The following is a 19517-nucleotide window of genomic DNA, read 5'->3' on the forward strand; positions in this document are numbered from 1 at the left end:
TTTTTGGAGGCACCATGGATAGTTCAGCCGCGGGGGTTTCCACAAATTCGGGCTTTGCCAGGCCGCTCATTGCCGCCGCCCTGACGGCCGCGATCGTCTTTGCCCTGGCTTTGCTCGGTATCCATAGCAGAACGGCGTTCGACCTTGCGAGCCTCTGGCCCGCCAATGCGGCATTGCTCGGCATTCTCGCCATTTATCCCAAGACAAATTCGGCTTTGACCTGGGTGCTGAGCGCGCTGGCCTATATGGCGGCGGATCTGCTTTCGGGCGGGGACCTGCTGCGATCGGCGGCGCTCAACGCGACAAATCTTGTGGGCGTAGCAACGGGGCTGGCACTGATCCGGCTTTGGGCGTCCCGATTTTTCCCGATGACACGGCCATCGAGCGTTGTCCGGCTCTCCGTCGTGGTGCTTGCCGCGTCGCTCGCCTGCGGAATTGCCGGCGGCTTCGTCGCCGGACCACTTTTGGGCCTCGACCGGTTGGAGGGCTTCTTTCTCTGGACCGCCTCCGAGGCTGTGAATTACGCCATTTTCCTGCCGCTGGTGATGGGCGGCCGCCTTATCAAGGCGCGCAAATCCGCGCTGGCGGACGAGAAGGATGGCAGTCTCGCCGAAAAGGCCACGGCAATCGCGGCGCTGGCCGCGTCCTGCGGCCTCATGCCATTCGTGGGCGGCGCTGGGGCGCTGGTGCTGTATCTGCCTGCTTTCATCTGGTGTTCGACGCTGTTCAGCCCGCGGATCGCGCTTGTTCTTTCCGGGCTCGCGGCCATGTGGGTCTTGTTTGCCGTGCCCGTCGGCCTCATTCCGCTTTATGTGGATAATGTGCCTCTGGATTCGCCCTGGGATCTTGCGTCCTTCCGGATGGGCATTGCCTCGCTCGCGCTGGGCTCACTCGCCATGGTGATGCTGAACGCTTTCTGGCAGGAAGCGCATGACGAAATCGAGCATCGCGCCAATCATGATTTTCTGACGGGCCTGCTCAATCGCCGGCAGTTCAACGCGACGGCCGAGGCGAGCCTCGTACGGCAGCGGGACGGCACGCCGAACGTGGCCTTGGCGGTGGATGTCGACCACTTCAAATCGATCAACGATACGCATGGGCATCCGCTGGGGGATCATGTGCTGCAGGTTGTGGCGGGTCTACTTACGGCCGGGCTGCGCAAGGGCGATATTCTGGGCCGGCTGGGGGGCGAGGAATTTGCCATCATCCTGCCCGGCGCGGGGATCGAGGAAGGCACAAGGGTCGCCGAGCGGATTCGCGAAGCGATTGCCGCCGAAACCCTGCGGCATGGCGAAGTGGCCATTGCCACCAGCGTCAGTATCGGGCTTGTCGAATTCCAGGCGCCGGCCAACCTGCCGCGCATGCTCAGCCTTGCCGACGAAGCGCTTTATGAGGCCAAGAATGCCGGCCGCAACCGCGTCGTTGCCCACAAAAGCGCCGCCCTGTTGAAGGCTGCCGGCGCCTGAAGCTTGCATTTGGGTGCCTTCTATTCTATAGCCGCCGCAGCAATTCGTTTGGCCGGGGGCTGAACGGAGGGTTTTTCCTTTTGAACGATAAGGCTCTCTGAGCCCCAACGTTGGGAAAGATAGGACGCTCACCCGTCCGGCCTCCCGTGTTCCCGCTCTTTGCAAGACTGCTTTGACGCCTTTCCAGGCTTTGAAGGGGCTCCGCGCCAGGCATTGCGTATGACAACTGAAAGGAAGGCGCACTCAATGGCCCTTTACGAACACATCTTCCTGGCGCGCCAGGACGTTTCGCAGCAGCAGGTTGAAGAACTGACCACTGCGCTGACCGAAATCCTGTCTCAGGGTGGCGGCAAGGTTACCAAGAACGAATATTGGGGCCTCAAGGGTCTCTCCTACCGCATCCGCAAGAACCGCAAGGCTCACTACACCCTGCTCAACATCGACGCTTCCGCGCCGGCAATTGCCGAAATGGAACGCCAGATGCGCATCAATGAAGACATCCTGCGCTTCATGACCGTGCGCGTCGACGAGCTGGAAGAAGGCCCGTCCGCGATGATGCAGAAGCGCGATCGCGATGACCGCGATGGTGGTGGCCGTGGCGAACGTGGTGCCCCCTCGGGCGACCGCCGTCCCCGCCGCTTCTAAGATAAGGAACGCATAGCCATGGCTATTAAAGACCTCACCACTTCCCAGGCCCGCCGTCCGTTCCAGCGCCGTCGCAAGACCTGCCCGTTCTCGGGCGAAGGCGCGCCAAAGATCGACTACAAGGACGTGCGCCTGCTTTCGCGCTACGTTTCCGAGCGCGGCAAGATCGTGCCGAGCCGTATCACCGCCGTTTCTGCCAAGAAGCAGCGTGAACTGGCTCGTGCGATCAAGCGTGCCCGCTTTATCGGCATCATGCCTTATGCTGTGAAATAAGCTCGCTGGGACGGCGATCTAGCGGCGTCCGCCTGCGCTTCCGGTGCTCACGTACCAATGTACGTTCCGCTCCGGTTCTCGGCGAACACCACTATCTCATCCGTCCCAACGGCTTCTTTCCCGCATAAGTGCCCTTAACCAGCAGGGCAAATCGCTGGGGTCGCAGATGGTCTGCGGCTCCTAACCGTCTTCAAGACGGGACAGCCAAAGGAATAAAGACATGAAAGTCATTCTGCTCGAGCGTATCGGTCGCACCGGCACCATCGGCGACGAAGTCAATGTGAAGGACGGTTTTGCCCGTAACTTCCTCCTGCCCCAGGGCAAGGCTCTGCGCGCCACCGAAGCCAACCGCAAGCGTTTCGAAAACGAGCGCGTGCACATCGAACAGCGCAACGAAGAGCGCCGCACTGCCGCTGCCGGTATCGCCGAAGGCCTCAATGGCCGTTCGGTCATCATCATCCGTCAGGCTGGTGAAACCGGCCAGCTCTACGGTTCGGTCGCAGCCCGCGATATCGTCGAAGCCCTGGCTGTCGATGGTTACATCGTTCAGCGCAACCAGGTCGACCTTGCCGATCCGATCAAGACCGTTGGTGTCCACACCGTGCCGCTGACGCTGCATGCTGAAGTCGCCGTCTCGATCACCGTCAATGTTGCCCGTTCGGTTGACGAAGCCAACCGTCAGGCCGAAGGCGAAGACGTCACCGTCCACACCTTCGAAGCTGACGATGACGGCGATTTCGCCGCCGGCCAGAAGGACGCTGCTTCGGACGACCGTTTCGAAGAGTAGTCCTTGCGGACTGAAATTTGAAAAGGCCGGGCGAAAGCCCGGCCTTTTTGTTTGGGGACGTGCTAGAATCGGTCACGCGCAGGCCATGATCGAATGGCAAGTAACAGAGTGACTATTCCCCGTTGTTCACAGAGTTCACACGGCGAAAAGAATCTTAACTCCTTGAGGGATAGGGCGGTGGGACTCCGACCACTCCCCCGTGGTTAGAAAGGTTAACACCCCCGAGGATCACGATGGCTGAGATCGCACGGCTTCACCCGGCCGAAGACAAGTCGTTTCGCGTCGCCCCACACAATGTGGAGGCGGAACAGGCGCTGCTCGGCGCTATCCTGATCAACAATGAAGCGTTTTACCGGGTCTCGGATTTCCTGGAGCCGGAACATTTTTATGAGCCCGTGCACCGGGACATTTATGAGATCACCAGCAAGGTGATTCGCGCCGGTAAATCGGCGGATCCGACGACGATCAAAACCCACCTGCCCGACCAGCTCCTGCCCGAAATGACCATGGCGCAATATCTGGCGCGGCTCGCCGCAGAAGCGACGACCGTCATCAATGCCGGGGACTATGGGCAGGCCATCTATGACCTCGCCATTCGCCGGAACCTGATTCTAGTCGGCGAGGAAATGGTTTCGGTCGCCTATGAGTCCGAGGTCGAAATGACCCCGAACCGGCAGATCGAAAAGGTGGAAGGCGAGCTGTTCCAGCTGGCCGAAAAAGGACGCTATGACGGCGGCTTCCTCAGCTTCAGCACAGCGCTCAGCGCCTCCATCCGCATGGCGGGCGAGGCCTTTCAGCGCGATGGCGGGCTTTCGGGCGTCGCGACGGACCTTCATGACCTCGATCGGCAGATGGGCGGCTTGCAGCGCTCGGACTTGATCGTGCTCGCTGGCCGCCCTGCCATGGGCAAGACCTCGCTCGTGACCAATATCGCTTATAATGTTGCCAAGAACTGGCGCGGCGAGGTGACGCCGGACGGGCACAACAAGACGGTCAATGGCGGTGTCGTCGGGTTCTTCAGCCTCGAAATGAGTTCCGAACAGCTCGCGACGCGTATTCTGGCCGAACAGGCGGAAGTTTCCTCGTCCGACATTCGCCGCGGGCGTATTCACGACAGCCAGTTTTCCAAGCTGGTGGACGTGTCGAACATGATGAGCAAGGTGCCGCTCTATATCGACGATACGGGCGGCCTGAGCGTGGCGCAGCTTGCCGCACGGGCGCGGCGGCTGAAGCGGCAAAAGGGGCTCGATCTGCTTATTGTGGACTACCTGCAGCTCCTCTCGGGGTCCTCGAAGGCCTCGAGCCAGAACCGCGTGCAGGAACTGACCGAAATTACGACGACGCTGAAGGCACTGGCCAAGGAGCTGGAAGTGCCTGTTATCGCGCTGTCCCAGCTTTCCCGTCAGGTCGAGTCGCGAGACGACAAGCATCCGCAGCTTTCCGATTTGCGCGAATCGGGTTCTATCGAGCAGGACGCGGACGTGGTGATGTTCGTTTACCGCGAAGAGTACTATCTCAAGAACAAGGAGCCCAAAGAGGGGACGCCAGAGCACATCAGCTGGCAGACGGAAATGGAGCAGGTGCATGGCAAGGCGGAAGTCATCATTGCCAAGCAGCGCCATGGCCCTACAGGAACGGTGCAGCTGAGCTTTGAAGCCCAGTTCACACGCTTCGGTAACCTCGCACGGGCAGACTATCTACCGGAACGCATGGAATAGGTATGAAGCTGACCTCGGGCCTCGGGAGCCAACTGACTGTCGATCTCGGGGCACTCGCCCGAAACTGGAACGCCCTCGACAAGGTGAGCCAGGGCGCGCTGACGGCCGCGGTCGTCAAGGCCGACGCCTATGGCACCGGCATCGAAATGGCGGCGACGGCGCTTTATGCGGCCGGCGCGCGGTTCTTTTTCGTGGCAACCCCCGACGAGGGCATTGCCGTGCGCACGGCCCTGCCCAGTGCCCATATTTTCGTGCTCAACGGGCTCTATCCAGGCGCCGCTAATCTTTATATCCGGCAGAATCTGATGCCGGTCATTTCCTCGATGGATATGCTCGAAGAGTGGCTCAACAAATGTGTCGAGCGCAACGAGGCCTATCCCAGCGCCTTCCACTTCGATACCGGCATGAACCGGCTTGGTTTCAGGCTCAATGAGGCGGTGATCGTGCGCGAACGCATCGCGCGGCTGAGTTATGCGCCGCAGATGGTGATGAGCCACCTCGCCTGCGCCGATGTTCCGAGCCACGAAAAGAACCGCACGCAATTGGCGCTGTTCGGCTCGGTGCTAAACCAATTTCCCGGCATTCCGGCCTCGCTCGCCAATTCCGCCGGACTGATGACGGGGCGCGACTATCACTTCCAGATGGTGCGGCCGGGCATTGCGCTTTATGGCGGCCGCGCCGTCATTGGGCGGAAGAACCCAATGGCAACCGTCGTGACGCTGCATGCCCCGGTTTTGCAGGTGCGCGAAGCGCGGACCGGCGAAACGGTGGGCTACGGAGCCTCCTATTCGCTCTCGCGCGACAGCCGGCTGGCGGTGATCGGGCATGGTTATGCCGATGGCTTTTTGCGCGCCATGTCGGGGACCAATGCGCGGCCCGGCGCCAAGGTCTATGTGCGCGGAAAGCTCTGCCCGGTGATCGGCAAGATTTCCATGGACCAGACCATTGTGGACATCACCGAACTGGGCCCCAACCTGCCCAAACCCGGCGAGGGTGTCGAAGTGCTTGGCGCCAATGTCAGTGTGGACGAGCAAGCCGATGTCGCGGGCACCATCGGCTATGAACTCCTCACCGCGCTCAAGGGCCGCTATACGCGCAACTATGTGGGCAATGGTTATTTGCCCGAATAGTTTGTTCTCCGTTCGTTCTTGAACGACTGATACAAAGCTGCTAGCGTTTTCGCCAACAAGGAATCGACCGGATTGGCGCCGAACCCAAGCACATATGTGATCCTCCTGCGCGCCATCGGGCCGGTGACGCACAAGCTCATGTCCATGACGCAGTGGCGCGAGGCTGCGGTGGCCGCCGGGTTCGTGGCTCCGGAAACGCTGGTCAATACGGGCAATATGATTGCCGGGTTTGATGGGACCGAGGCGGCGGTGGTGACGACAACGGTTGGCGTGCTGCGCAGCTTTGGGCTGGGCGAAAATGTCGTGCCGGTGGTGCGAAAGCCGGCACTACTGCACAAACTGATGCAGGCCGATCCGATTGCCGAGGCGGCGGCGGAGCGGCCAAACCAGACGGGGGTCTATTTCTTCGCCAGCAAGAAACCGGATTTCGACTGGCTGAAGCGCTATGACGGGCCCGAGACGGTGCATGTGGTGCATGATCATCTGATCGTCGATTTTACCCAGGACGTTGGCCAATCGGGGCGCTTGATCCGCCAGATCGACAAGAATTGCGGGACCAACACGTCCCGGAACTGGAATAGCGTGCGGCGCATTGCCGACCGGTGCGCAGCGCGAGAGAACGCCTAGTGGCCAAGAACAAATCCAACTTCGTTTGCCAATCCTGCGGCGCGGTGACCTCCCGCTGGCAGGGGCGGTGCGACGCCTGCGGCGAATGGAACACCATTGTCGAAGAAATGGTCGACAGCGGCATCGGGGCGGGACCCAAGGCAGCGAAATCGGGCGGACGGCCGGCCAATCTCATGCCGCTCTCGGGAGAAACGGAAAGCGCGGCGCGCGTCATAACCGGGATCGCCGAACTCGATCGCGTCACCGGCGGGGGCTTTGTAAAGGGTTCGGCGCTGCTGGTGGGTGGGGATCCCGGCATCGGCAAATCGACATTGCTGCTGCAATCGGCGGCGGCGCTCGCCAACAAGGGCAAGCGCGTCATCTATGTGTCGGGCGAAGAGGCCGTGGCGCAGGTGCGGTTGCGGGCGCAACGGCTGGGGCTCGGCGAGGCCGATGTGCTGTTGGCGGCGGAAACCAATGTCGAAATCATTTTGGCGACGCTCGAGAATGGGCCGCCGCCCGATCTCGTGATCATCGATTCGATCCAGACGCTGTGGACCGACCGGGTGGAAAGTGCGCCCGGCACCGTCACCCAGGTGCGCACGTCGGCACAGGCGCTGACGCGGTTCGCCAAGAAGAGCGGCGCGGCGGTGGTGCTGGTGGGGCATGTGACGAAAGACGGGCAGATCGCGGGGCCGCGTGTGGTGGAACACATGGTCGATGCGGTGCTCTATTTCGAGGGCGATTCGAGCCATACGTTCCGCATTTTGCGCGGCGTGAAGAACCGCTATGGCGCGACCGACGAGATCGGTGTTTTCGCCATGACCGAACGCGGGCTCGAACAGGTGGCGAATCCCTCGGCGCTGTTTCTCGACCAGCGCGACGAGGACGCGGCGGGCTCGGCGGTCTTTGCCGGCATGGAGGGGACGCGGCCGATCCTGATTGAAATCCAGGCGCTGGTGGCGCCCTCCCCGCTCGGCACGCCGCGTCGGGCCGTCGTTGGCTGGGATACCTCGCGGCTCTCGATGGTGCTGGCGGTGTTGGAAACGCGTTGCGGGGTGCGGATCGGGGCCAATGATATCTATCTCAATGTGGCGGGCGGCCTGAAGATCAACGAACCGGCGGCGGACCTGGCCGTGGCGGCAGCGCTGATTTCCTCGCTGACGGGATCGCCGCTGCCCAAGGAGGCCGTCTATTTCGGCGAAATTTCGTTGGCGGGCGGGGTAAGGCCGGTGTCGCATGGGGGGCTGCGGCTGCGCGAGGCGCAGAAGCTGGGCTTCCAATCGGTGGTCACCGGGCGCGTCAATAATATGGACAAGACGAACGGCTTCGAGGTCACGGAATTTTCGCAATTGTCGGAAATGGTCGGGCGAATTGCGGCCAATGGCAAGAAGCCGGCGGCCGAGCCGGAAGGCTGGTAAAACAAAGCGCATGCCCTTTGTTCTCTTTTTGGCGCATGTCTTTTCCCGAAACCGGCATCCACTTTCGGGCGACGTGCGCAGAATCTCTGAAAGTTCGTGTTACTGCGACCCTCGTGGCCTTGGCAGGGGCGTTCAAAGTCGTTAATGGTCGCGGCAACAGGCCGACGGCAAGTGGAGCTAGCGAAGACATATGCTGACAGCGTTTGACGTTGGTGTGGGCGTCCTGGTGTTGATCTCGGCCATTCTGGCAACGGCCAGGGGCCTGACGCGCGAGGTTCTCTCGCTGGCGACCTGGGCCGGCTCGGCCGCCATCGCCATCTATATGTATCTCTATCACCCCGATATCGCGCAGCAGTATATCGCTGAAGAAATCGTGGCCAATATTGCGACGGTCGTCGTCAGCTTCATCGTTTCGCTGATCGTGCTGCATCTGCTGACGATGCGCATTGCCGATTTCGTGGTGGATAGCCGCATCGGGCCGATCGACCGGACGCTGGGCTTCATCTTCGGGGTCTTGCGCGGTGTGCTGATCGCCATCGTCATCACCATTTTCGGCGTCTGGTTGCTCGGCACCAACCTGCCGGAATGGGCGCGCAATTCGCAATCGCTGCCCTATCTCGACAATATGGGCAAGACCCTGATCTCCATGCTGCCCGAAGGGCTCGAGCAGCAGGTCAATGACATTCTCAAGGGCGGCGGCGCCGACCTGACCTCGGACCCCGAGGCGCCCACCGCGCCGCAGGAAACCGTGCCGCCTGTCGATCCGACGATCGATGGCACTGTGGACCCGACCGAAGCACCGGTCGACGGCCAGACCCAGACCTGATCCGGGACGGGCGCCACGCGCCCGCCTCAGGCCTGACGCCCAATTCTGTCATTGGTCGCCGGCCCCAAAATGCGCTATTGGCGTGAACCAAGAGACCGGCTCGGCCGGCGCTGACCGCTTTGGCGATTGGTGAGCAGAACGATATGGAGAAGTTCGGTGACCCACCCGAGCGACGACGATTTCGATCTTGAAGGCGACACGCTGCATGAAGAGTGCGGCGTGTTTGGCATTTTGGGGCATAGCGATGCTTCGACGCTGACCGCGCTGGGACTGCATGCGCTGCAGCATCGCGGCCAGGAAGCCGCTGGCATCGTCAGTTTTGACGGGCGTCAGTTCTACCAGGAAAAGCGCATGGGGCTGGTGGGCGATCACTATACGGACCCTGCCCTTCTCGCCAAATTGCCCGGCACCATGTCGATCGGCCATACGCGCTATTCGACCACCGGCGAAGTGGCGCTGCGCAATGTACAGCCGCTATTTGCCGAGCTTGAGGCCGGTGGCATCGCCATTGCTCATAATGGCAATTTCACCAATGGCTTGACGCTGCGGAAGCAAATCATCGCGACGGGCGCTATCTGCCAGTCCACGTCCGATACCGAAGTCGTGCTGCATCTGATCGCGCGCTCGCGTCACTCCTCCACCACCGACCGTTTCATCGACGCCATAAGGCAGATGGAAGGCGGATATGCTATGCTGGCACTGACGCGGACCAAGCTGATTGCGGCACGCGACCCCGTGGGCATCCGCCCGCTGGTTATGGGCGAACTGGACGGCAAGCCGATCTTCTGTTCGGAGACCTGCGCTCTCGACATCATCGGCGCGAAATACGTTCGCGACGTCGAGAATGGCGAAGTCATCATCTGCGAAATCCAGCCCGATGGCTCGATCTCGATCGAAGAACGCAAGATGGCCCGCAAGGCGCCGGAACGGCCGTGCCTCTTCGAATATGTGTATTTTGCCCGCCCGGATTCCATGGTTTCGGGCCGCAGCGTCTACAAGGCGCGCAAGCATGCCGGGATGAATCTGGCCAAGGAAGCGCCGGTCGAGGCGGATGTCGTGGTTCCGGTGCCCGATGGCGGCACGCCGGCGGCGATCGGCTTTGCCCAGCAGAGCGGCATTCCGTTCGAATTGGGGATTATCCGCAATCACTATGTGGGCCGTACCTTTATCGAGCCGACCCAGCAGATCCGCGCCTTTGGCGTGCGGTTGAAGCATTCGGCAAACCGGGCCGAGATTGCCGGTAAGCGCGTGGTGCTGATCGATGATTCCATCGTGCGCGGCACGACGTCGGTGAAAATCGTGCAGATGATCCGCGATGCCGGGGCGACGGAAGTGCATATCCGCGTCGCGAGCCCGATGATTTTCCATTCGGACTATTATGGCATCGACACGCCGGACCCGGACAAGCTGCTGGCCAACCAGTATCATGACCTCGACTCCATGTGCCGGTTCATCGGGGCGGACTCGCTGGCTTTCCTGAGCATTGATGGGCTTTACGAAGCCGTGGGCGGGGAGAAGCGCAACAATGCGGCGCCGCAGTTCACCGATCATTATTTCACGGGCGACTACCCTACCCTTCTCACCGACCTAAATGGTCGCTCCAACAACGATCCCAAGCAGATTTCGCTGCTCAAGGAAGCGGGTTAATGACTGAAAATACCGAACTGACCGGCAAGGTCGTGCTGGTCACCGGCGCGTCGCGTGGCATCGGCTATGCGGCGGCCCTCGAGGCGGCACGCCGCGGCGCCCATGTGATCGCCGTGGCGCGCACCGTGGGCGGGCTTGAGGAACTCGACGACTCCATTCAGGAAGTGGGCGGCTCTTCGACGCTGGTGCCGTTCGACCTGCGCGATGGCGATGCCATCGACCGGTTGGGCGCGGCCATTTTCGAGCGCTGGGGGCATCTTGATGGGCTCGTGGCCAATGCAGGCCTCCTGGGGACACTGAGCCCGGTGCCGCATCTGAAACCCGATGAGTTCGACAAGGTCTTTGCGATCAACGTCACGGCCAATTATCGGCTGCTGCGCTCCCTAGACCTGCTGCTGCGCCAGTCGGCGGCGGGGCGCGCGGTCTTCTTGTCGTCGAGTTCGGCGCGGTCGGCCCGGCCATTCTGGGGGCTTTATGCCGCGAGCAAGGCGGCGCTCGATGCCATGGTCAAATCCTATGCCGGCGAAATGAACACCACCAATGTGAAGACCAATGTCTTCTATCCCGGCGCCGTGCGCACGGCGATGCGGGCCAAGGCCATGCCAGGCGAAGACCCGGACACCCTGCCGCAGCCGAGCGATATTGCGCCAAAGATCGTGGATTTGCTGAGCCCGGGCGTGACGGAGAATGGCAAGCTTTACGATGTGACCAAGGGTGTGTTCGAGGAGCTTTGAGGGGCCGACTACCCGGGCGCGCCGGAGGGCCTGTGCCACGCCCCCGTGGTTCGAGGCTTTGCTCTGCAAAGCACCTCACCATGAGGGCTACTGGGACGTCCTACCTGCCCGCCGGTCCGATGTCCCAGCCAAGAAAAAGGCCCCGGAGCGATCCGGGGCCTTTTTGATTGGTTATGCGCCTTCGCTGGGCTGGAGGGGCGAGACCAGCACCTTGTCGATGCGGCGGCCATCGAGGTCGACGACCTCGAAATGCCAGCCATCACGCTCAAAGCTTTCGCCGGTCGCCGGGAGGCGGTTCAGCACCGAGAGGATGTAGCCGGCGACGGTCTCGTAGCGGGCGTCCTTGGGCACTGAAATCTTGAAGCGCTCGGAGAAATCATCGACCGGCATCCAGCCGGCGACGAGCCACGAGCCGTCCTGGCGCTGCACGATGGCCGGATCGTCGCCCGGCTCTTCGTTGTAGACGCCGGTGATGACTTCAAGCACGTCGCCAAAGGTGACGATGCCTTCGAAGTGGCCGTATTCATCGACCACCAGCACCATCTTGAGGCTCGACTGGCGGATCGCTTCCACCACGTCGAGAGCGTCGGCATGTTCCATGACGACCGGAAGCGGCTTGACCAGTTTGCGCAGGTCCGGCTGCTGTCCGGTCGCAAGAGCGGGTAGAAGATCGGCCAGAATCAGAACGCCGAGAATAGAATCGGCATTGCCTTCCTGCACCAGCACCTGGGAGTGCGAAGTGCCGAGGATGATCTTGAGATTGTCCTCAAAACTGTCTTCGACATCGATGGAAACGACATCGAGACGGGGAGTCATGAGGCCACGCGCCGAACGGTCGGCAAGGCGCATGACGCCCGAGATCATCGAGTGTTCTTCGGTTTCGAACACACCGGCCGAGGTTGCCTCGGCGATGATGGTGCGAACCTCTTCTTCGGTCACCTGCTCTTCGCTCTGGCCGCTCTGGCCGAGAAGACGAAGCACCAGCTTGCCCGACACGTCGAGCAGCCAGACGATGGGCGAGCCGACAAGAGCAATGATGGCCATGGGCTGGGCCACATAGGAGGCCACCATTTCGGGATTGCGCAGGGCGATCTGCTTGGGCACCAATTCGCCCAGAATGAGCGAGCCGTAGGTGATGACGACCACAACAAGGCCCACGCCGCCGACATCGGCGATATTGGCTGGCACGCCGATCTCGGCAAGCCAGACGCTGAGGCGCGAGCCGAGCGTAGCGCCGGAAAAGGCGCCCGAAAGGATACCAACGAGGGTGATACCGATCTGTACGGAGGAGAGAAACTTGCCGGGATCATCGGCCAGTTTTATGGCCGTGGCTGCGCCTTTGTTTCCTTGGTCGGCCATGACCTTGAGGCGAGCGGAGCGAGACGAAACAACGGCCAGTTCGGACATTGCCAAGGCGCCGTTCACGAGAATCAGAACGACGACGATGAGGATTTCTTGAAGCAACAAAGTGCAAAGTTGACACGCCGCGACCAATGGCGGGGTGCTACGACGCGGCTACTATAGGGCAAGGCGCCCGCATGTGAATAGGCCAATAGACTGAATTGGTGGGGACGAAATTTATCCCCAGCCCTTTGTCACAAGCGGAAAAGTCGCCATGTTTCCGGCAACGGGGCCGGAAACATGGCTTTTGGCCTATTTCTTATCGGCGTAGGGGTTTTTCCCGCCGCGCAGCCACAGGCGAATGGGCGTTGCGGGCATGTCAAAACTCTCGCGCAGCCCGTTGATCAGGTAGCGCTGATAGGACATGGGCACGACTTCGGGGCGCGAGGCGAAGACGATGAAGCTCGGCGGCCTCGTCTTGGCCTGGGTCATATAGCGCATCTTGAGGCGGCGGCCGGAGACGGCGGGAGCGGGATGGCTCTCGGTCATGGCGGCGAGCCAGCGATTGAGCTTGGCGGTCGAAATGTGGGAATTCCAGACGCGCTCGACCTGGAAGATCGCCTGCATCAGCTTGTCGATATTGCGGCCGGTGAGGCCCGACAGGGTGACCAGCGGAATGCCGCGCACCTGCGGCAGGAGCCGCTCGCATTCTGCGCGCAGCTCGGCAAGCTTGGCGTTCTTGTCTTCGATCAGGTCCCATTTGTTGAGGGCGATGACCATGGCGCGGCCTTCGCGCTCGACGAGATCGGCAAGAGCCAGATCCTGTTTTTCGAAGGGAATGGTCGCATCGAGCAGCAGCACGACGACTTCGGCATATTGGATGGAGCGCAGGCTATCGCCGACGGCCAGCTTTTCGAGCTTTTCGTGGACGCGCGAGCGGCGGCGGATGCCGGCCGTGTCGACGAGATTGATCACGCGGCCTTCCCATTCCCAGGGAACGAGAATGGAATCGCGGGTGATGCCGGCTTCGGGGCCGACGAGCACGCGGTCTTCGCCGACCATGCGATTGACAAGGGTCGACTTGCCCGCATTGGGGCGACCGATAATGGCGACGTTGAGATAACGGCGCGGATTCCAGCGCAGCGTCGCCTCGTCGCCCTCGCCTTCGAGCATGTCGGGGGTGATATCGACATCGACCTCGGGCAATTCGTCGAGATCGCCTGATGCTTCCGCCTCGGAGGCGGCCTGGGCTGCCTGCTTTGCTTCGGCCACATCGATGGCGGCAGAAACGATGGAATAGAGTTCGGAAAGGCCGAGGCCGTGTTCGGCCGAAAGGGCTATTGGTTCACCAAAGCCGAGCTTGAAGGCTTCGACGAGGCCGTGTTCGGCGGCCTTGCTTTCGGCTTTGTTGCCGACGAGGTGGACGTCCTTGCCCGCCTTGCGCAGGACCTGGGCAAAGCGCTGGTCGAGCGGCACAACGCCGGCGCGGGCATCGATCATGAAGAGGATCACGTCGGCTTCGCGGATCGCCAGCTCGGTCTGCTGGCGCATGCGGTCTTCGAGGCTGCCGTCGGTGACATCCTCGTAACCGGCCGTGTCGAGCACGCGGAAGGTCAGATCGGCAATATGGCCCTCGGCCTCGCGGCGGTCGCGCGTGACGCCGGGCGTGTCATCGACGAGCGCGATCTTGCGGCCGACGAGACGGTTGAAAAGGGTCGACTTGCCGACATTGGGGCGACCGACAATGGCTACTGTGACCGTCATGGTCGCTCCCGAGCTGGTTCTATTTTACTGCGCTGCGGGCGCAGGCGTCGCCTCGTCACCATCGACGATGGTCTCGATGGCATCGGCGGCGACTTCGGCGTCGGAGGTGGTGTCTTCGGCAATCAGGCCGGCCGAGGTCATCTGGGCGATGTAATAGGCCACGCGATTGCGAATGCCATCCTGGGCCAGGGGATCGTTGAGCACAGCTTCAAAGCTCGCCTTGGCGGCGGTTGCATCGCCGGCCTTGAACTGAGCCAGGCCGATCAATTCGCGGGCAACGCGGCGCATTGGATTGTCATCCATTGCAATGGTGCCGATGCGAGCTTCGACATCGGCGAGGGTGCCGGTATCGACGAGAATGGTGGCGGCCTGCAGCAGAGCCAGTTCGCGCAGGCGCACATTAGACTGGTCATTGGCGAGCGCATCATAGGCAGCAACAGCACCGGCCGTGTCGCCGGACTTGGCAAGCAGCGAAGCCTTGGCGAATTCGGCGAGGACCGGATAGCCGCCCGAACCATTGGCGGCGAGCGTATCGAGCTCGGCCTGGGCGGCGGCAAGGTCGTCCTTATTGGCGCTGGCGAGGGCTGTGTAGAGCTCCTCGGACGAGCGGGCTGACTGGCTGTTGGTGTACCAGGCCCAGCCTTCGTTGACCGCGACGACGGCAACAATGGCTACGGCCGCGCCGATGACGAAGGGCGCAATACGGCGCCAAAGCGCCCGCATGCGATCGGAGCGGAGCTCCTCGTCAACTTCACGGAAAATATTGTCCTCGGCCATGGCGGTCTCTGGTCTCAAGCAAATCCGGGGCACGTTTATCACGCTGCCCCCGGAATGCAAATTGCACGGCGCAAAACCGAGGTTATTAACCGCTGTCATGGCATTAATGTCTGTATGTGCCGCGGATGGGCTAGATTGCAGCCGTGGCAGAGGCCTTCAAATGAGTGCCAGGCGCGACCAGAGCATCGATATGTTTCGCGGGATCGCCATCCTGCTCGTCGTGCTGTTTCATTTTACCGCCCGCCTGCCCGCCTATGCGCTCAACATCACCGAGGGCGCGCCATGGCCGGTGTTTTTTGGCTGGGTCGGGGTCTATTTCTTCTTCATCATCTCGGGCTACTGCATTTTCATGACGCTGGAGCGCTCGGCGACGGTGGGCGTGTTTCTGGCGCGGCGCATATCGCGGATTTATCCCGCTTTCGTCGCGGCCGTTCTCATTCTCTTCGTCTTCGGGCTCGTCGCCTATATTCCGTCGGTTCCGGAAGCAAAGTTCCATGTGATCCCGCCGAACCTGCTCGATGTGGTGATGAACCTGTTTTTCATCGGCGAGATCGGGGAATGGGTCGATGGCTCGTTCTGGTCGATTGCGGTCGAGGTGAAATTTTATCTGCTCGTGGCGCTGCTGGCGGGCATTTTTCATGACCGGGTGCGGTTTACGCAGGTTTTCGCTGGGCTGGCGCTGGTGATGGCGCCGATCTGGGCGGTCTCAACGCTGTTTTCCGATTTCGGCAGCGGGCCGGTGACACCGCAATCGCTGCTGAAATTTCTCGCCATCGCGCCCTATCTCAGCTTTTTTGCCGTCGGCATTCTGGGGCGGCAGTTCGAGGCGGGTACGCCGGGCACGGGCAGGCTATTGGGCGCCAATGTCGTTGTTTCGACCCTTGTAGTGTGGATTGAAGCCTATTCGTTCGAACTGCATGACGGCTGGCTGACCGCAACAGTCTGTGCGCTGGCCTATCTGGTGCTGGTGGCGCTGTTCCTGCGCTTCGTGCGCGGCAAGCCCATGCCGTCGGTGCCGGGACTATCGTTCGGCATCGCCCAGATCGGGCTTCTGAGCTTTTCCTGGTACCTGATCCACGAGAATGTCGGGATCAGTCTGCTGACCCTGCTCGACCTCTATATGCCGGCGCAGGTGGCGCTATGGGTGACCATCGCCTCCACCTTCATCATGGCCCTGGTCTTCGCCAATCTCTTCGAATGGCGCTTCCGCAAGCCGGTGGAAGCCGCCGCCATGGCCCTGCTCGGCTGGCTGCATCGCCTAGTGGCGCCGGTCCTGCCAAAGCCCATTCCCTAATCACAGCTTGAGCGGCCAGGAGGCCAGATAATCAGGCCGCATCGTGCCCGTCGCGGTATGCACCAGACAGAACCGGTCGATATGCAGGCGAAGCGGGCGCGGCAAAGTCCGCGTCGGCAACCGCCCCGGCGCATAAAAGAGCGTAATATGCGGATTGAAGGCGCTGCGGCCCGTACGCATGCCGGCCTCCTGCATTCGGCGCCGCAGGTCTTCATAGAGCGCCAGAGCCTCGCGGGGCAGGTCGGAACAGCACAGCACGGTCGGCGCGGGGCCGCGCCGCGCCTGCTCGCGTCCGCCGTCCCAGGTCTGGACCCGATCGAAAACCAGATCGAAGGGCGGGCGACGGACGGCTTCCCCAATCATCAGCGCCTCCTCGGTCTCTTCCGGCGCCAATTGTTGGCCCCGCTGCAGGCCATTGAGCGAAATGTGCAGCCGGGCGGCGGCAACGATGCGCCGCGCGAACTGGCCGCGCGCCAGGTCCCGAGCATAACGTTCGATCCGGACCGCAATGTCCGGCGGCGGGTAAAGCGCAAAATAGGTTCGGTGCTCGACGGGGCTCGGCGTCGCGCCGAACAGATCGGGTTCTTCCATGACTGCCACCATGTTCATGTTTTGTTCACTCAACCACAGGAGCGGATCGGGAGTCAATCGCGGCCGAGACGCGTGGTGAATTTGTGAGCGAAGGAACAGTTAGGGAAGGCTTTGGGTCGGGATTGCCAACAGCCTGCGGCTCACCTAATTTTCCGGCCATGATTGTGGGGATCCTCTAGGCGTCTTGCTTGAGACGCGTGATCGCAGCCTGTCCGTATTGCGTGATCCGCGATGCGGCGCTGGTTTGCGCATTTGGGCTTTCATAGAGGTTCACTACATTGAAAATCAGAGCAGAGCGAGCGGCCGACGTCGCCGCCATCAGCACGACCACCACCGCAGCATTCAAGACCGCGCCCTATAGCAGCGGGACCGAGGCGCGCATCATTGAAAATCTCAGGGCAGCTCAGGCGCTGACCCTGTCCCTCGTTGCCGTCGATCAGGACGACATCGTCGGCCATGCGGCATTCTCGCCCGTGAGCTTTCCCGGCGCAAAGGGCGACTGGTATGGCCTTGGACCGGTCTCCGTCCGTCCGGACAGGCAGAGCCGAGGAATCGGCAAGTTGCTCATCGCGGCCGGGCTCGACCAACTCCGGTCACTGGGGGCCACGGGTTGCGTTGTCCTGGGCGATCCCGATTATTACGGCCGGTTCGGTTTCGAGAGCGATCCTGACCTGACCTATGGCGGCGCGCCATCGCCCTATTTTCAGCGCCTGATCTTCGCGGGCCCGCTTGCCAAAGGCGACGTCACCTTTCACGCTGCATTCGGGGCCTAGATAAAGCGAAGGCGGTCCAATCCGGACCGCCTTTCATCGTCTCTAGGCGCCGCAGGAGGTCATTCCCACTCGATCGTGCCCGGGGGTTTGCTGGTCACATCATAAACCACGCGGTTGATGCCGCGGACTTCGTTGATGATGCGGGTAGCGGTACGCCCAAGGAAGTTCATGTCGAACTGGTAGAAATCGGCGGTCATGCCATCGACCGAGGTCACGGCGCGGAGGGCGCAGACGAATTCGTAGGTGCGGCCATCGCCCATGACGCCGACGGTCTGGACCGGGAGAAGAACGGCGAAAGCCTGCCAGATCTTGTCGTATTGGCCCGACTTGCGGATTTCATCGAGATAGATGGCGTCGGCCTGACGGAGGATGTCGAGCTTTTCGGGCGTGATGCCGCCGGGGCAGCGGATGGCAAGGCCCGGGCCCGGGAAGGGGTGGCGACCGATGAAGCTGTCGGGGATACCGAGTTCGCGGCCGAGGACGCGGACTTCGTCCTTGAACAGTTCGCGCAGCGGCTCGACGAGCTGCATGTTCATGCGCTCGGGGAGACCGCCGACATTGTGGTGGCTCTTGATGGTGACCGAGGGGCCGCCGGTGAAGGACACGCTTTCGATGACGTCGGGATAGAGCGTACCCTGGGCGAGGAACTGCGCGCCGCCGAGTTTCTTGGCTTCTTCCTCGAACACTTCGATGAAGAGGCGGCCGATGATCTTGCGCTTGGTTTCGGGGTCGGACTGACCTTCGAGTTCACCGAGGAACAGCTTTGCCGCGTCCACGTGGACCAGTGGGATATTGTACTGGTCGCGGAACATGGTGAGGACCTGTTCGGTCTCGTTGAGGCGCATCAGGCCGTGATCGACATAAATGCAGGTGAGCTGGTCACCGATGGCTTCATGGATCAAGACGGCCGCGACGGAGGAGTCGACGCCGCCGGAGAGGCCGCAGATAACCTTGCCCGTGCCGACCTGGGCGCGGATCTTTTCGATCATCTTCTGGCGATAGGCGGACATGCTCCAGTTCGACTGCAAGCCGACGACCTTGTGCACGAAATTGGCCAGGAGCTTGCCACCATCGGGCGTGTGCACCACTTCGGGGTGGAACATGGTCGTATAGCGTTTTTTGGATTCGTCGCCGGCAATGGCAAAGGGCGCATTGGGTGATGTTGCCATCACCTTGAAGCCCTCGGGTAATTCCGTCACGCGGTCGCCATGACTCATCCAGACCGGATATTTGCCACCAACTTCCCAGACGCCATCATAAAGGGCGCTCGGCTCAAGCACTTCGACATCGGCGCGGCCGAACTCGCGGTGATGACCACCTTCGACCTTGCCGCCAAGTTGCAGGCAGAAGGTCTGCTGACCGTAACAGATGGCAAGGATCGGCAGGCCGGAATCGATGATTGACTGTGGAGCGCGCGGGCTGCCCTCGTCGGTGACAGAGGCGGGGCCACCCGAGAAGACTACGCCTTTAGGCTGTAGGGCCGCAAAGGCCTCTTCCGCCTTGTTGAAGGGATGGATTTCGCAATAGACACCGGTTTCGCGAATGCGTCGTGCAATGAGCTGCGTGACCTGCGAGCCGAAGTCGACAATCAGGATGGTGTCTTGGGCGGGGGCGGTGTCTGGGTGCGTCATGGCGAGGCTTTAGCGCCAGCTAAAAGATTCCGCAAGCGCTGGTGCTGCAAGGCTGGACTGACGCTGCAGCAAACGACACAACGACGCTCCGCG

At 61.6% G+C, this 19517-nt stretch carries 18 protein-coding genes; 13 read left to right on the forward strand and 5 right to left on the reverse strand.

Annotation, left to right across the window (positions count from 1 at the left end; translation table 11 throughout):
- Positions 1-14: 14 nt before the first annotated feature.
- The 11 genes from ASD83_RS06685 to ASD83_RS06735 all read left to right on the forward strand — a co-directional run bounded on the left by ASD83_RS06685 (position 15) and on the right by ASD83_RS06735 (position 11253).
- Positions 15-1466: a GGDEF domain-containing protein gene (locus ASD83_RS06685; RefSeq protein WP_056309056.1), complete on the forward strand. Its 1452-nt coding sequence runs from the start codon at positions 15-17 to the stop codon at positions 1464-1466.
- Positions 1467-1712: 246 nt separating this feature from the next.
- A complete protein-coding gene (gene rpsF / locus ASD83_RS06690) occupies positions 1713-2111 on the forward strand; it encodes a 30S ribosomal protein S6 (protein WP_056309057.1) in 399 nt (132 codons plus the stop codon).
- Positions 2112-2129: 18 nt separating this feature from the next.
- A complete protein-coding gene (rpsR, locus tag ASD83_RS06695; protein ID WP_035083777.1) occupies positions 2130-2384 on the forward strand; it encodes a 30S ribosomal protein S18 in 255 nt (84 codons plus the stop codon).
- A 220-nt stretch (positions 2385-2604) separates the two neighbouring features.
- Positions 2605-3171: a 50S ribosomal protein L9 gene (gene rplI / locus ASD83_RS06700; protein ID WP_056309059.1), complete on the forward strand. Its 567-nt coding sequence runs from the start codon at positions 2605-2607 to the stop codon at positions 3169-3171.
- A gap of 233 nt (positions 3172-3404) precedes the next feature.
- Positions 3405-4889, forward strand: a complete 1485-nt coding sequence (locus ASD83_RS06705; protein WP_056309061.1) for a replicative DNA helicase — start codon at positions 3405-3407, stop codon at positions 4887-4889.
- Between the two features lie 2 nt (positions 4890-4891).
- Positions 4892-6019 carry an alanine racemase gene (gene alr / locus ASD83_RS06710; RefSeq protein WP_056309064.1) on the forward strand — a complete coding sequence of 376 codons (1128 nt, stop codon included), beginning with the start codon at positions 4892-4894 and terminating at the stop codon, positions 6017-6019.
- A gap of 72 nt (positions 6020-6091) precedes the next feature.
- Positions 6092-6646, forward strand: a complete 555-nt coding sequence (locus ASD83_RS06715; protein WP_056309066.1) for a DUF1697 domain-containing protein — start codon at positions 6092-6094, stop codon at positions 6644-6646.
- Positions 6646-8046 carry a DNA repair protein RadA gene (gene radA / locus ASD83_RS06720; protein ID WP_056309068.1) on the forward strand — a complete coding sequence of 467 codons (1401 nt, stop codon included), beginning with the start codon at positions 6646-6648 and terminating at the stop codon, positions 8044-8046. Before ASD83_RS06715 ends, radA begins: the two co-directional genes overlap by 1 nt.
- A gap of 190 nt (positions 8047-8236) precedes the next feature.
- Positions 8237-8872 carry a CvpA family protein gene (locus ASD83_RS06725; protein WP_082560989.1) on the forward strand — a complete coding sequence of 212 codons (636 nt, stop codon included), beginning with the start codon at positions 8237-8239 and terminating at the stop codon, positions 8870-8872.
- Between the two features lie 141 nt (positions 8873-9013).
- On the forward strand, positions 9014-10519 hold the full coding sequence (purF, locus tag ASD83_RS06730) for an amidophosphoribosyltransferase (RefSeq protein ID WP_056309946.1): 1506 nt from the start codon (positions 9014-9016) through the stop codon (positions 10517-10519).
- Positions 10519-11253 carry an SDR family NAD(P)-dependent oxidoreductase gene (locus ASD83_RS06735; RefSeq protein WP_056309072.1) on the forward strand — a complete coding sequence of 245 codons (735 nt, stop codon included), beginning with the start codon at positions 10519-10521 and terminating at the stop codon, positions 11251-11253. Before purF ends, ASD83_RS06735 begins: the two co-directional genes overlap by 1 nt.
- A gap of 171 nt (positions 11254-11424) precedes the next feature.
- Here ASD83_RS06735 and ASD83_RS06740 read toward each other — a convergent pair whose 3' ends face one another.
- The 3 genes from ASD83_RS06740 to ASD83_RS06750 form a co-directional block, all read right to left on the reverse strand.
- Complete coding sequence (locus tag ASD83_RS06740) at positions 11425-12717, reverse strand: hemolysin family protein (protein ID WP_082561065.1); 1293 nt, start codon at positions 12715-12717, stop codon at positions 11425-11427.
- A 189-nt stretch (positions 12718-12906) separates the two neighbouring features.
- Positions 12907-14358: a ribosome biogenesis GTPase Der gene (der, locus tag ASD83_RS06745; protein ID WP_056309075.1), complete on the reverse strand. Its 1452-nt coding sequence runs from the start codon at positions 14356-14358 to the stop codon at positions 12907-12909.
- Positions 14359-14382: 24 nt separating this feature from the next.
- Complete coding sequence (locus ASD83_RS06750; protein ID WP_056309078.1) at positions 14383-15135, reverse strand: tetratricopeptide repeat protein; 753 nt, start codon at positions 15133-15135, stop codon at positions 14383-14385.
- 160 nt (positions 15136-15295) lie between these two features.
- On the opposite strand from ASD83_RS06750, the gene ASD83_RS06755 reads away from it, so the two are divergent.
- A complete protein-coding gene (locus tag ASD83_RS06755) occupies positions 15296-16429 on the forward strand; it encodes an acyltransferase family protein (RefSeq protein WP_056309080.1) in 1134 nt (377 codons plus the stop codon).
- On the opposite strand, the gene ASD83_RS06760 is transcribed toward ASD83_RS06755, so the two are convergent.
- Positions 16430-17020 (reverse strand): 2'-5' RNA ligase family protein, encoded by a 591-nt coding sequence (locus tag ASD83_RS06760; RefSeq protein ID WP_156385788.1) that lies wholly within the window; start codon positions 17018-17020, stop codon positions 16430-16432.
- Between the two features lie 278 nt (positions 17021-17298).
- Here ASD83_RS06760 and ASD83_RS06765 point away from each other — a divergent pair, with 278 nt between their 5' ends.
- Positions 17299-17793, forward strand: coding sequence for a GNAT family N-acetyltransferase (locus ASD83_RS06765; protein ID WP_056309083.1), 495 nt, complete (start codon positions 17299-17301; stop codon positions 17791-17793).
- 59 nt (positions 17794-17852) lie between these two features.
- On the opposite strand, the gene guaA is transcribed toward ASD83_RS06765, so the two are convergent.
- Entirely contained in the window at positions 17853-19424 is a 1572-nt protein-coding gene (guaA, locus tag ASD83_RS06770) for a glutamine-hydrolyzing GMP synthase (protein WP_056309085.1), read from the reverse strand.
- Between the last annotated feature and the right edge of the window lie 93 nt (positions 19425-19517).

Source organism: Devosia sp. Root685 (assembly GCF_001427875.1).
Lineage (GTDB): Bacteria > Pseudomonadota > Alphaproteobacteria > Rhizobiales > Devosiaceae > Devosia.

What these genes read in the sequence shown, in the direction of transcription:
- ASD83_RS06685 (WP_056309056.1), top strand. Translation starts at nt 15, where the DNA reads ATGGATAGTTCAGCCGCGGGGGTTTCCACAAATTCGGGCTTTGCCAGG.
- rpsF (WP_056309057.1), top strand. Translation starts at nt 1,713, where the DNA reads ATGGCCCTTTACGAACACATCTTCCTGGCGCGCCAGGACGTTTCGCAG.
- rpsR (WP_035083777.1), top strand. Translation starts at nt 2,130, where the DNA reads ATGGCTATTAAAGACCTCACCACTTCCCAGGCCCGCCGTCCGTTCCAG.
- rplI (WP_056309059.1), top strand. Translation starts at nt 2,605, where the DNA reads ATGAAAGTCATTCTGCTCGAGCGTATCGGTCGCACCGGCACCATCGGC.
- ASD83_RS06705 (WP_056309061.1), top strand. Translation starts at nt 3,405, where the DNA reads ATGGCTGAGATCGCACGGCTTCACCCGGCCGAAGACAAGTCGTTTCGC.
- alr (WP_056309064.1), top strand. Translation starts at nt 4,892, where the DNA reads ATGAAGCTGACCTCGGGCCTCGGGAGCCAACTGACTGTCGATCTCGGG.
- ASD83_RS06725 (WP_082560989.1), top strand. Translation starts at nt 8,237, where the DNA reads ATGCTGACAGCGTTTGACGTTGGTGTGGGCGTCCTGGTGTTGATCTCG.
- ASD83_RS06735 (WP_056309072.1), top strand. Translation starts at nt 10,519, where the DNA reads ATGACTGAAAATACCGAACTGACCGGCAAGGTCGTGCTGGTCACCGGC.
- der (WP_056309075.1), bottom strand. Translation starts at nt 14,358, where the DNA reads ATGACGGTCACAGTAGCCATTGTCGGTCGCCCCAATGTCGGCAAGTCG.
- ASD83_RS06750 (WP_056309078.1), bottom strand. Translation starts at nt 15,135, where the DNA reads ATGGCCGAGGACAATATTTTCCGTGAAGTTGACGAGGAGCTCCGCTCC.
- ASD83_RS06755 (WP_056309080.1), top strand. Translation starts at nt 15,296, where the DNA reads ATGAGTGCCAGGCGCGACCAGAGCATCGATATGTTTCGCGGGATCGCC.
- ASD83_RS06760 (WP_156385788.1), bottom strand. Translation starts at nt 17,020, where the DNA reads ATGGAAGAACCCGATCTGTTCGGCGCGACGCCGAGCCCCGTCGAGCAC.
- guaA (WP_056309085.1), bottom strand. Translation starts at nt 19,424, where the DNA reads ATGACGCACCCAGACACCGCCCCCGCCCAAGACACCATCCTGATTGTC.